Genomic DNA, 11,625 nt, shown 5'->3' on the forward strand with positions numbered 1-11,625 from the left:
TTTTCATAACTGCAATCCTGAGAATCTGATCGACAGGGTATGCAACCGAAGTTATTCATGCATCAACAGATACAAATATAAAGCAGGATGCTTCAATGGACAGATACACACTGAACACAGAAGAGATTATCGAAATATTCAAGACTGATATAAACTTAAACAAGGCTGAATTATCGGCCCTCAAGTCACTCGCGGGCAAAGCGCGCAGGCTTCTTTTCAACAAAGGTGATTATATTTTCAAGTCAGGTGAAGATTCGAATTATTTTTATCTGGTGGAGAACGGAAAAGTTATTCTCTCAAAAGAAGCGGCTTCAGGCAGATCATTTACTTATATTGTAGCTACTGGCGGAATGACTCTGAACGGCATTACCTGTTTCAAATCCAGCCCCAGATTATTCTCCGCCCGGGTCGTTGAGGATGCGGCCATAATTTCTATCCCCTGTTCTGAATTCAGGGAGTGGGTCCGGGATAATCCGGACGTAGCGATTGGAATACTTGGAACAATGGGAGATCTTCTGGACGGAGCATACACGAGAATACTTGATCTTATAGATGAGAGTGTCGAAACCCGTATTATGAATGTACTGCATATGCTTTCATCCAGAATAGGCCCCGCACTTCCATTAACCAACAATGATCTGGCGGAAATGGTAGGAACCTCCCGGGAAACAGCCGCCCGGGTCATATCCCGCCTTCAATCAGCGGAAATAATTTCTAAATCCCGGGGCAATATAACCATTCTGGACAAAGAAAGACTTGACGATATTTCATCATGTCCTTTTTTTATAATCTGATTTTTAAGCCTTAAGTGACGCACGTCATTGTTCAAAATACTGCTTCCATAATATTCAAATCCCATCCGTGATATTTAATTGCTGAGAAAGCAGCACTTGCGCCGTTGATGCGAGAAAACGCTGTAACCAACGAATCTCCAACTACGCTTCGTTCCGGTATTTTCTTGTGTCCGGCATCCGTAATTTTCTTAAAACATCTTGGAATTTTGACTTTGCCATCAAACGAGGAGGACTTGGAAAATATTACTGAGTCTTGTGTGGCCTTCCGCCCTTTTCCAACTGCTTCGATCAGCAATCAAACATCTTCAACCAGCAATTTTAAAGGATAATTTATGATGGATGGATACATAATCACTTTCTTTACTCAACAGAACCGTGAACATGATGGAGTTCCCATGGCTGATTGGATAATTGAAGAGGCACGCAAGGCTGGAGTCCGAGGAGCGACCCTTTTCACAGGAGAAGAAGGCTTCGGCCATGACGGACGCTTTCATTCCGGAAATTACTTTGATCTTGAGACTCCGCCCCAACTGGTCACAATGGCTCTAACAACTGATGAATGCGATGAATTACTGAGCCGCATCAAATCTGAAAAACTCTCTATTTTCTATTCCAGATCAAAAGCTGAATTCGGTTTCACATTTTAGATTACAACTTTGCGGAGCAAGTCAGCCCTGCCGCTTTCGCAAAGCATTCAGAGCCTTACTTCAGAACTCAAGCTACAGATAACAAATCAGAAGAACAGGATTTAACATGACAGGACCATATATTAACGGCGCGGCACTGCTTGTAGGCAGTATAGCCGGAGCTCTTCTCGGCCCGAAGCTCAACTCGAACATCCGCACACGCATGCCAATGGTTTTCGGATGCGCTTCCATGGGCCTCGGCGTGGCAATGATCGTAAAGGTAAAACTGCTGGCCCCGGTTATGCTGGCACTTGTCGCAGGATCTCTCATGGGTGAGATTATCCAGTTGGAATCAATAATCCAGCGTGCTGCAACCAGCGCCAGAACAGTTATTGATAAACTGACCAGACCTTCCGGAAACATGGGACAGGAAGAATTTCTTGATAAATTTGTAGCCTTACTGGTCCTTTTCTGCCTGAGCGGAACAGGAATATACGGAGCCTTGACTGAAGGTATGACCGGTGACCCTACTCTGCTCATTGTTAAAGCTATTCTGGATCTTTTTACCGCCCCGATATTTTCTTCAGCCATGGGATTTACAGTAGCAATTCTGGCAATACCCCAACTTGCGGTGCAAACCGCCTTGTTTCTGGCGGCTTCCCTGATTCTGCCCTTAACCACCCCGGACATGCTTGCCGACTTCTCTGCCTGCGGAGGTCTCATAATGCTAGCGACTGGCTTCCGCATCTGCGGTATCAAACAGTTCCCGGTCGCCAACATGATACCGGCCCTGATTCTGGTCATGCCGCTGTCCCATTTATGGACCTTATACCTGACATGATTCTCCAGCATTTAAAACAAAATCCCGCCACTCTCAAAAGAGAGTGGCGGGCTACTTTCAACTCGTAAAACCGTGACTACATCGTCTCAATCTTCAAGGCACTTTTGGCGAGCTTGATCTTTTCACGATTTTCCATATCAAGCAGACCCTGAAAAGCCTCGCTCACATCATCAGGAATGTCATTCTGGAGCATGGCTTCGTAGGTTTCCAGTAAGCACTTATCCAGATCAACGGCTACCTTAATGGCCTGCTGGGCTGTCATTTCAGGCCCCAGAGCAGCATCGAAAAACGGACTCAGATCACACTCCTGGTGCACATACATAAACCATGTGCTCAGGATGCGCTCGGACAGGCGGGACTCGTAATCTTCAATAATTGAGAGCAGGTTTTCATGGTGTCTGCTCATATAATCCAAAAGAATTTTCACCCTTTCTTTTTCCACCGTATCCGACAGATCTTTATAAAAAGACACCAATCGCTTGTGAAATGCCTTGGTCTGGTCGATCACATCTTTGGCGGTCTGGATTGAGGTCGTCATATCAATTCTCCTGTAAGCCTGCTAAAGCGGCTTCAGTGATGAGTTGTTTTTATCGACAAGCTTTTTATCGAAATCATATTTGCCGCATCTGCACCCTGAACCGTCTCCCGCCTGAATCGATCCCTGGCAGGACCCCCTGATGCAGTTACGTTTGAAAATAACTCCAATGGCCAGAGCCAGAAAGACTAGACCAAAAACAATGGCGGTCATCATTAAAGTTTCCATGAGAAATCTCCTCAGTTCAAAGTTTCGTGTTGAGGGAAATCACCTATAACTGTCTGGACAAACCCATCCGCGGTTTTCACAATGAAATAAGCAGACAAGTCATTTCTTTCTGCTAACTCAATCCCTTTTTCAGGCCCCAGAACCATCAATCCGGTGGCTAAGGCATCAGCCATAGTACAGGATTTTTCCACTACACTGACTGAAACAAGGTTATGGGTAATGGGATGCCCGGTTACAGGATTGATTATATGAGAGTAACGCTTTCCGTTTTCTTCAAAGTAGTTGCGGTAATCTCCGGAAGTAGCCATGGACCTGCCATTCAAACTAATCACAGCCTGAACAGCGCGTCCGCCTGTAACAGGTTTTTCCACAGCAATCCGCCAATCTTGGTTGCCCGGCTTAGTCCCCAGAGTCCGCACTTCACCGCCGATCTCAACCATGAAAGCTGGAATCCCCTGATTTTGCAGCCAGCCGGAAACAGCATCGACACAATAACCCTTGGCAATAGCAGCAAGATCGATCGTGATAGACGGTTTGAGCTTTCTCAAAGCAGGTGGATCAATGCGGACTTCAACAAAATCGGCACCGACCATGGACCGGGCTTCTTTTATCTGCATGGCGGATGGAACTTTATCGGGTCTTTTATCAGGGCCGAAGCCCCACAGGTTGACCAAAGGGGCCACAGTTATGTCGAACCCGTTACCGGTCAAAAGGCTGATAGTTTTGGCGGTCTGCACCACCTCTGCCAGTTCTCCTGAAACCGGAAACCATTTGCTTTCCTTATAGGCATTGAAGCGGGAAAGTTCGGAATCAGGATTGAACAGAGACATGACCAGATTCACATCAGCCACCACCTGCTCAACTCCGAGGCGCAGTTCATCGGCATCGAGACTGCCCGGAACCCCGTAAGCCGCAATGGAATACGTTGTACCGATTGCCCTGCCCTGAAGCCGCACTGGGTCGGGTTCGCTACCGCATCCGGGCAGCATGAACAGCACCGCCAGTAAAACGGCAGTTCTGGCCATTAATCCACAAACCTTAGTCATCCACAACACCTTCCTGAATTAGCTTCAACACGGCTGATTGATAATCGCCAAACAAACCAACTGGAGCTACAGAATCCCCGGTTGTATTGCTTGCCGGGAGCAACCAGATATTTATAAAAGACGAGCCGCATTAAACTCCAAGTGACGGAGATCCCGGACCGGAGAGACGTATTATCCGGCCCGGATGATCTCCTATGAGAATGGCTGATTAGCCACCAAAGTCATCATACATTATATTTTCTTTTTCCACACCCTGATCCATAAGCATTTTTTCCACTGCGGCAGCCATCATCGGCGGTCCGCACATGTAAAACTCGCAATCTTCAGGAGCGGGATGATCTTTAATGTAGTTCTCGTAAAGCACCTGGTGGATGAATCCGGTATAACCGGTCCAGTTATCCTCAGGCAGGGGGTCGGACAACGCAACATGCCATGTGAAGTTCGGGCATTCCTCTGCCAGTTTGTCGAACTCTTCCACATAGAACATTTCGCGCAGACTTCTGGCACCGTACCAGTAACTGATCTTGCGTGTTGATGCGAGACGCTTCAACTGGTCGAAGATATGTGAACGCATGGGGGCCATACCCGCGCCACCGCCGATAAAGATCATCTCGGCCTCGGTATCACGGGCGAAGAATTCTCCGTAAGGTCCTGAAATGGTGACCTTGTCACCGGGTTTGAGACTGTAGATGAATGAGGACATCTGTCCGGGGGGGGCATCCGGCGCAAACGGAGGAGGCGGGCAGACACGCACATTAAGCATGATCAGGCCTTTCTCTTCCGGATAGTTGGCCATGGAATAAGCCCTGACGATTGGCTCCTTGACCACTGAGGTGTAACGCCAGAGATCGAACTTGTCCCAGTCTTCACGGAATCTGTCACCCACTTCAAAATCCTTGTAATGGACGGTGTGGGCGGGAGCCTCGATCTGTATGTAGCCACCGGCGCGAAAATCGACATTCTCACCTTCCGGCAGCTCAAGGGTCAGTTCCTTGATAAAGGTTGCACGGGGAATATTGGATTTAACCGTGCACTCCCATTTCTTGATGTCGAAAATTTCAGCCGGGACCTCAATTTTCATATCCTGTTTAACACTGACCTGACAGGCCAGACGAGTGCCCTCGCGGGCTTCCAGTTTGCTGATGAATGAAGTCTCTGTCGGCAGGATTTCTCCTCCGCCCTCATGGACTTTGCATTTGCACTGGCCGCAGGAGCCGCCACCGCCGCAGGCGGAAGGAACATAGATTTCCTTTTCAGCCAGAGCACCCAGCAGTTTGCTGCCCGGTCTGACCTCGATGGTCTTTTCCGGATCACCGTTGATCTCAATGTTCACCTCTCCGCTCGGGACAAGTTTGGCCCGGGCCAGAAGGATGAACACACACAGCGCGAGTACCACGCCGGTAAACATCACAACACCGAGTATTATTTCAACCATGGTTCTTCCCCACAGTTTAACGGTTTTAGTCAGGGACGCATAAAAGCGTCCGGGGCTTCCTACATCTGGATGCCGGAGAAGGACAGGAATCCAAAGGACATGAGCCCTACCACAATAAATGTGATTCCAAGTCCTTCCAATCCTTCAGGCACATCGGAATACTTCATTTTCTCCCGAATACCGGCCAATAGGACTATGGCAAGCGCCCAGCCGACCCCGGAGCCGAAACCGAAAGTGACCGACTCCACAAAGTTGTAATCACGTTCAACCATGAACAGGGAAGCACCCAGAATTGCGCAGTTAACTGTGATCAATGGCAGGAATATACCCAGCGCGTTGTACAGGGACGGCACATATTTATCGAGAGCCATTTCCAGAATCTGGACAATAGCCGCGATGACACCGATATATGAAATCAGTCCCACAAAGGTCAGGTCGGTATTACCGAATCCGGCCCAGGCGAGAGCTCCTTCACGCAGGAAGTAATTGTAGAGCAGATTGTTCACCGGCACGGTGATAGTCATAACAACGACTACGGCCACGCCGAGGCCCATAGAAGTGGCAACCCTTTTGGACACCGCAAGATAGGTGCACATGCCCAGAAAGAAAGCCAGAGCCAGGTTTTCGATAAAAATCGATTTGACGAATATATTAAGCAGATGTTCCACGACTCACTCCTATGGCTTAGCGTTTGTTCTTCCGCTTTTCATAAACGTTAACCGACCAGATGAGCAGTCCGATAATGAAGAAAGCGCTTGGCGGCAGAAGCATCAGCCCGTTGGGTTCGTACCATCCGCCTTCGGAAGTCAGCTTAAGGACACTCAGGCCGAATATCTTTCCTGAACCGAAGAACTCACGCAGGAAAGCTACTATGATCAGGATCAGGCCATAGCCGAGACCGTTACCGATACCATCAGCAAGGCTCATTCTCGGAGTATTCTGCATGGCAAAAGCCTCCGCGCGTCCCATGATGATGCAGTTGGTAATAATCAGCCCGACAAAAACCGAGAGCTGTTTGCTGACTCCGTAGGCAAAAGCCTTCAGGAACTGGTCAACAATGATTACCAGAGTCGCGATAATGGTCATCATAACGATGATACGGATACTTGATGGAATATGCTGCCTGATGGCACTGACCGATACGTTTGAAGCCGCACACACAAAGAGAACGGCCAGACTCATTACAAATGCCGTTTCCAGTTTGGTGGTGACGGCCAGAGCTGAGCATATACCGAGAATCTGGACAGCGATGGGGTTCTCTTCCAGAAGCGGCTTAAGCATAACTTTCTTAAAACTAGCCATTTTGTTCACCTCCCTCGCTTGCGAGACGCTTGAGGTAGGGAGCGAATCCGCCCTCACCCAGCCAGTATTGAACCAGATTGGCGACACCGCGTGCGGTCAGGGTCGCCCCGGCAATCCCGTCGACTTTGTAATCAGCCATGGGGTCTTCCGCGCTTACCGAGCCCTTTATCACGTCAATCACCGGAGAACCCTCATCATTGTAGACTTTCTTGTCCACCCAGAGGATTTTCCAGTTGGGGTTGTCCACTTCTCCGCCAAGTCCCGGAGTTTCTGCATGTTCATAGAAACCGAAGTTCTTGACCGTGTTGAAGTCGGGAGCAAGCGCGATGAAGCCGTACATGGTTGACCACAGACCTTTACCGTGAATGGGCAGGACTACACGCTTTATGTTTTCGCCATCCATAAGCAGGTAAACACTGGCGAACTTTGCGCGATGCCCTATTCCCGCCTTGTCCAGGTCAGACGGGATGTCTACGCTCGATTCCGGTTCTTTGGCGGCCTGACGCTGATCATATGCAGCAGCGTCCATATCAACATATTCGCCAGTGGCCAGATCAACGACTTTGGGCTGTATCTGTTTATAAAGTTCGTCTACAGGGACATCTTCATCATAAATGCCTGCAGCCTTGAGAATGTTTTCCTTACGTTCCTTGACCTTGTTGTTTTCCTGAATTGGCTTCAAACCAACTGCCGCGGTTGACACCAAGAGCGAGCAGACAAGGCAGAGGGCAAACGCAACCGTGAATATTTTAGTTGTGGATTCATTAGACACTGCGCACCATCCTTCGCTTGATATTGGCCCGCATCACATAATGGTCGATGATCGGAGCAAATACGTTACCGAAGAGAATCGCCAGCATGACACCTTCCGGATAAGCAGGGTTGACCGTGCGGATCAGGACAATCATGATTCCGATCAACGCCCCGTAGTAGAACTGTCCTTTTGGTGTCATGGAGGAGGACACCGGGTCGGTTGCCATATAGACCATTCCGAAGGCCAGACCGCCCATGACCAGATGCCACAGAGGGCTCACGGTCATCATCGGGTTTGAGCCACTGCTTACGGCGTTGAAAATCACCGCCACGGCAAAAGCTCCACCCAGAATGGAAACCATTATCCGCCATGAGGCAATACCTGTCATTATAAGTACGACTCCGCCGATGAGGCAGGCCAGTGCGGAAGTCTCACCCAGCGATCCGGGGATTGTACCGATAAAACAATCCCACCAGCTATACTTGGCCATGACGGCGTTAATTCCGCCTTCAGAGGCGAGCGCAAGCGGAGTTGCTCCGGAAAAACCATCCACAGCTACCCAGACACCGTTACCGGAAATCTGTCCCGGATAGGCGAAGAAGAGAAAGGCGCGGGCCAAGAGAGCCGGGTTGAGAATATTCTTTCCGGTTCCACCGAAGATTTCCTTACCTATAACCACACCGAAACTGGTAGCCAAAGCCACCTGCCAGAGCGGAATATGAGGAGGAACAATCAAAGGGATAAGGGAGCCGGTTACCAGAAAACCCTCATTAATTTCATGTTTGCGGATGACCGCAAAAAGAGTTTCCCAGAATCCACCAGCTATGTTGCAGACAATATAGATGGGCAGAAAATAAAGAGCACCCAGGACTATATTCGCAGCAAGGCTTTCAGGATTAGCCACAAGACCGAACATTTCCATCACGCCCCAGCGCCAGCCGGTCCCCGCTTCAAGCCCCATTGAGGCAAGAGCGGCATTTGCCTGATAGCCGGTGTTCCACATAGCCATGTAGAAACACGGAATAAGGGCAAAAACCACAGTAATCATGACCCTTTTGAGGTCTATGGCATCCCGGACATGGGGAGCACCCGTACTTGTCTCGCTTGGCGAATACAGAAAGGTGTCCACCATTTCGTAGATGGGATAGTATTTCTTGTACTTCCCGTCCCCGGTAACGGCGTCGTGCATTTTATTGAGCAATGTTCTCATAAGCCTACCCTTCCTTCTCGATCAGAGTCAGGACTTCGCGCAGCATCAGCCCGAAATCATTTTTGCCGCAGTCCACGAAGGAAACCAGGGCGAGATCTTCTTCATCGAGTTCCAGGCAGCCGAGTGCCTGGGCTTCGTCCGAATCCATTACAGCCATGGCCCGGACAAGGTAGGTGGGCAGAATGTCCAGCGGCATGACCTCTTCAAAAGCCCCGGTAGGGTAAATGGCCCTGTGGCTTCCACCAAGAAGAGTATTGAGGGAAAAACGTTTTCCCCCGGCACGGAAAGCCGACAGGAAAACGGGCTTGGCCGAGAACTTGTCTCTTCCCGGAGCCATCCAGCCGAGCAGTTCACGCTTTCCACCTTCGACTATTGCCGTGATCTGATTATGAAAACGTCCTAGAAAGGACAGGGGGCCGTCTGCCTTGAAGCCTGAAAGAACGGATCCGGAAACAATTCTTGTTTCCTCATTTCCCAGTTCCCCTGTGAGCAGTTCGTCAAGATTAACTCCAAGACGGGTCCTGACAATCCTAGGGCGGTTAACCATTGGTCCGGTCAGGGCTATATACCTTTCAGTGTAAAGCCGGCCGGTAGTAAACAGCTTTCCGATCGCGATCACATCCTGGTAGCCGATATGCCAGACTGTCTTGGAGGGTCCAACAGGATCAATGAAATGGATATGTGTTCCGGGCAGCCCGGCGGGATGCGGGCCGGAGAACATGTGCATATCCACTTCCTGAATGAGCGGAAGAGTCGATCCGTAGGCAGCGCAGACATGCACCGCTCCCTCTGTAAGCCGGGTCAACACTCGCAGGCCGTCAAGCCATGCTTCCGACTCTTTCCAGATTATGGGAGCTGGTTCTGCGGCCAGAGGATTCGTGTCCATGGCCGTAACAAAGATTGAATTCGGGGAGGAATCCAGTGCCGGGGTTTTACTGAAGGGCCGTGTGCGAAACGCGGTCCACATACCCGAGTTAACCAGATTTTCAACAACACTTTTGCGGCCCAGTCCAAGGAGATTTTCCCGTTCATATACAGGAAATTCAACTTCACCGACCGTTTCGTCCAGTTCGATGACCACAGATTGCAAAACCCTGCGTTCACCTCGGTTGATGGCGACTACTTTTCCCGCTCCCGGAGCCGTAAAAACGACCCCGTCGATCTTTTTGTCGGTAAAGATCGTCTGGCCAAGCTTGACTGTATCACCTTCTGCAACGGCCATGGTCGGTTTCATACCGACATAGTCGCCGCCGAGAACAGCCACTGTTTTGGGAGATTTTCCTTCGGAAAACTCCGGTACAGGCTCGCCCGAGAGAGGAATGTCCAGTCCTTTCTTGAGTTTTATCATGGAGAATACACCTTGTCCCTAAAGGTTGATTGGACTTAAGAATCGGGTGCAACAGTACAACTCGTCTCAGCGCAAACGCCAAGACGTCTCCTTGATGGGCGGGTGTATAGAACTAGTTGAAATCCTGTACGCTCCGGACAGGAAGTCCGGATAAGTGGGGTGTTACGCACTTGGATTTTTACGTTGGACTTAATCACTATCTGCTACAAACGGAAAGGTCAAGAGATTGTGAAAATTTTCCCCTGAACTTTTCGATAAAAGTCAGTACAATCGGCTATCCGGCATTTAGTCTCCCGGCTATCTGAATAAACATGGGCATAAGGAAAAAAGCACTGATCAACGCAGTCAGCTCAAAGGCGTCACCAACCCCTCCGAACTCCGCTGCAAAGCCTGCTACAATCGGCCCCAGCACAAATCCCAGATTGGAGGCCCCCAAAAACAGCCCCATCACTTTACCTTTCGATTTTCCCAAATCAGAGGCAAGTGACATGGAGGCTGGCAGTGAAACTGCGGAGCCAAGCCCCATGAGTCCTGCCAGAAAACAGAGTGACCAGATATCTGAAACGCTTCCAAGCCCGAACAGTGAGCCTGCGCAGATTCCCATACCCAGAAAAGTAAGCCCGGACCTGTCCAGCATATCAGCCCACCTGCCGCTGACCGGCATGAGCAGGACAATCATAATATTAGGCAATGCAAATACAGCCCCCGCCCAAAAAGCGTCAAAAGCGAACTGCTCACTGATAAGACGCGGGAGAAAGGCAACAACAGCGGAAGCTCCCATAGTCCTTCCCAGAACAGCCACGAGCAGTACAATAAACCCTGTATCGCGCCAGGGTATTGCTATTTCCGAGACTGTTTCAGCCGCCCCCCCTTCATCAGACTTACCGTGAATGGAAATATAAAGAACAAATGAAAATATCATACCCAGAAAAGGCATAAGCAGGATTAAACTGCCTATCTGCCCCTGTATCGCGGCTGCCGCCCCGCCAGCCAAAGGGCCGGCGATAAAGGCACTGTAAAGACATATGTTATATGCTCCGAAGACCCTGCCCCTTTCTTCCCGGGGTATACTACGGCTCAGAAGAGCCATGCTGACCGGTTTAATAATACCTGTACAAAAACCCAGACATATCTGAATCAGTCCAAGGGTCTCAGCACTCGGATCAAAGCAGTACAAAGCCGGGACAAGAGCCCCCGCCCCTGATGCAGTTAGAAGAAATGGCCTGGGACCAATAGAATCCGCTCCGTAGCCGATAACAGGAGCAAGAACCAGCCTTGCGAGAAAATACCCCGAAAAAGCCAATCCCAGCCAGGACGCCGAAAAGCCGATCTCTTCTGCTTTGAGAGACAAGGCGAAAGTAAAAGCCCCCACCCCCAGAGTAGAGAAGAAGGTGGCCAGCAGAACCCTTCCGGCAATGGTGCGTGGGTTACCCCAGAAATCACCTCGTAGAATTAAACTTAATAAATTCAAACTCATCTCAGCTCCAGACAGATCACATAAATAAC

General features: G+C 49.7%; 14 protein-coding genes. 3 read left to right on the forward strand and 11 right to left on the reverse strand.

The features are described 5' to 3' along the window. Positions 1-95: 95 nt before the first annotated feature. Positions 96-794, forward strand: coding sequence for a Crp/Fnr family transcriptional regulator (locus tag ACZ5PW_RS00360; RefSeq protein WP_464556965.1), 699 nt, complete (start codon positions 96-98; stop codon positions 792-794). 31 nt (positions 795-825) lie between these two features. On the opposite strand, the gene ACZ5PW_RS00365 is transcribed toward ACZ5PW_RS00360, so the two are convergent. Next, positions 826-1,089 carry a hypothetical protein gene (locus tag ACZ5PW_RS00365; protein WP_464556967.1) on the reverse strand — a complete coding sequence of 88 codons (264 nt, stop codon included), beginning with the start codon at positions 1,087-1,089 and terminating at the stop codon, positions 826-828. A gap of 37 nt (positions 1,090-1,126) precedes the next feature. Here ACZ5PW_RS00365 and ACZ5PW_RS00370 point away from each other — a divergent pair, with 37 nt between their 5' ends. Next, the gene (locus ACZ5PW_RS00370; RefSeq protein WP_464556968.1) at positions 1,127-1,441 is read left to right on the forward strand and encodes a DUF190 domain-containing protein; all 315 of its coding nucleotides are present in this window, start codon (positions 1,127-1,129) and stop codon (positions 1,439-1,441) included. A gap of 106 nt (positions 1,442-1,547) precedes the next feature. Further along, positions 1,548-2,261, forward strand: a complete 714-nt coding sequence (locus ACZ5PW_RS00375; protein WP_464556970.1) for a DUF554 domain-containing protein — start codon at positions 1,548-1,550, stop codon at positions 2,259-2,261. A 76-nt stretch (positions 2,262-2,337) separates the two neighbouring features. Here the strand turns inward: ACZ5PW_RS00375 and ACZ5PW_RS00380 are convergent, their stop codons facing one another. The 10 genes from ACZ5PW_RS00380 to ACZ5PW_RS00425 all read right to left on the reverse strand — a co-directional run bounded on the left by ACZ5PW_RS00380 (position 2,338) and on the right by ACZ5PW_RS00425 (position 11,596). Next, positions 2,338-2,799, reverse strand: coding sequence for a hypothetical protein (locus tag ACZ5PW_RS00380; RefSeq protein ID WP_464556972.1), 462 nt, complete (start codon positions 2,797-2,799; stop codon positions 2,338-2,340). Positions 2,800-2,820: 21 nt separating this feature from the next. Further along, positions 2,821-3,024 (reverse strand): hypothetical protein, encoded by a 204-nt coding sequence (locus tag ACZ5PW_RS00385; RefSeq protein WP_464556976.1) that lies wholly within the window; start codon positions 3,022-3,024, stop codon positions 2,821-2,823. Between the two features lie 11 nt (positions 3,025-3,035). Then, positions 3,036-4,070: an FAD:protein FMN transferase gene (locus tag ACZ5PW_RS00390; protein ID WP_464556980.1), complete on the reverse strand. Its 1,035-nt coding sequence runs from the start codon at positions 4,068-4,070 to the stop codon at positions 3,036-3,038. A 208-nt stretch (positions 4,071-4,278) separates the two neighbouring features. Beyond that, positions 4,279-5,505 carry an NADH:ubiquinone reductase (Na(+)-transporting) subunit F gene (gene nqrF / locus ACZ5PW_RS00395; protein WP_464556985.1) on the reverse strand — a complete coding sequence of 409 codons (1,227 nt, stop codon included), beginning with the start codon at positions 5,503-5,505 and terminating at the stop codon, positions 4,279-4,281. A 59-nt stretch (positions 5,506-5,564) separates the two neighbouring features. Then, positions 5,565-6,173, reverse strand: a complete 609-nt coding sequence (gene nqrE, locus ACZ5PW_RS00400) for an NADH:ubiquinone reductase (Na(+)-transporting) subunit E (protein WP_464556986.1) — start codon at positions 6,171-6,173, stop codon at positions 5,565-5,567. A gap of 16 nt (positions 6,174-6,189) precedes the next feature. Next, positions 6,190-6,807, reverse strand: coding sequence for an NADH:ubiquinone reductase (Na(+)-transporting) subunit D (locus ACZ5PW_RS00405; protein WP_464556991.1), 618 nt, complete (start codon positions 6,805-6,807; stop codon positions 6,190-6,192). Beyond that, the gene (locus ACZ5PW_RS00410) at positions 6,800-7,579 is read right to left on the reverse strand and encodes a Na(+)-translocating NADH-quinone reductase subunit C (protein ID WP_464556992.1); all 780 of its coding nucleotides are present in this window, start codon (positions 7,577-7,579) and stop codon (positions 6,800-6,802) included. Before ACZ5PW_RS00410 ends, ACZ5PW_RS00405 begins: the two co-directional genes overlap by 8 nt. Beyond that, on the reverse strand, positions 7,572-8,771 hold the full coding sequence (locus ACZ5PW_RS00415; protein WP_464556993.1) for an NADH:ubiquinone reductase (Na(+)-transporting) subunit B: 1,200 nt from the start codon (positions 8,769-8,771) through the stop codon (positions 7,572-7,574). Before ACZ5PW_RS00415 ends, ACZ5PW_RS00410 begins: the two co-directional genes overlap by 8 nt. A gap of 4 nt (positions 8,772-8,775) precedes the next feature. After that, entirely contained in the window at positions 8,776-10,119 is a 1,344-nt protein-coding gene (locus ACZ5PW_RS00420) for a Na(+)-translocating NADH-quinone reductase subunit A (RefSeq protein WP_464556994.1), read from the reverse strand. A 274-nt stretch (positions 10,120-10,393) separates the two neighbouring features. Further along, complete coding sequence (locus ACZ5PW_RS00425) at positions 10,394-11,596, reverse strand: MFS transporter (protein WP_464556996.1); 1,203 nt, start codon at positions 11,594-11,596, stop codon at positions 10,394-10,396. Between the last annotated feature and the right edge of the window lie 29 nt (positions 11,597-11,625).

The organism is Maridesulfovibrio salinus (genome assembly GCF_055394525.1).

Bases quoted from the DNA above. Each gene is read 5' to 3' on its own strand.
- ACZ5PW_RS00360 (WP_464556965.1), top strand. From the start codon at position 96: ATGGACAGATACACACTGAACACAGAAGAGATTATCGAAATATTCAAG.
- ACZ5PW_RS00370 (WP_464556968.1), top strand. From the start codon at position 1,127: ATGATGGATGGATACATAATCACTTTCTTTACTCAACAGAACCGTGAA.
- ACZ5PW_RS00375 (WP_464556970.1), top strand. From the start codon at position 1,548: ATGACAGGACCATATATTAACGGCGCGGCACTGCTTGTAGGCAGTATA.
- ACZ5PW_RS00380 (WP_464556972.1), bottom strand. From the start codon at position 2,799: ATGACGACCTCAATCCAGACCGCCAAAGATGTGATCGACCAGACCAAG.
- ACZ5PW_RS00385 (WP_464556976.1), bottom strand. From the start codon at position 3,024: ATGGAAACTTTAATGATGACCGCCATTGTTTTTGGTCTAGTCTTTCTG.
- ACZ5PW_RS00390 (WP_464556980.1), bottom strand. From the start codon at position 4,070: ATGACTAAGGTTTGTGGATTAATGGCCAGAACTGCCGTTTTACTGGCG.
- nqrF (WP_464556985.1), bottom strand. From the start codon at position 5,505: ATGGTTGAAATAATACTCGGTGTTGTGATGTTTACCGGCGTGGTACTC.
- ACZ5PW_RS00405 (WP_464556991.1), bottom strand. From the start codon at position 6,807: ATGGCTAGTTTTAAGAAAGTTATGCTTAAGCCGCTTCTGGAAGAGAAC.
- ACZ5PW_RS00415 (WP_464556993.1), bottom strand. From the start codon at position 8,771: ATGAGAACATTGCTCAATAAAATGCACGACGCCGTTACCGGGGACGGG.
- ACZ5PW_RS00420 (WP_464556994.1), bottom strand. From the start codon at position 10,119: ATGATAAAACTCAAGAAAGGACTGGACATTCCTCTCTCGGGCGAGCCT.
- ACZ5PW_RS00425 (WP_464556996.1), bottom strand. From the start codon at position 11,596: ATGAGTTTGAATTTATTAAGTTTAATTCTACGAGGTGATTTCTGGGGT.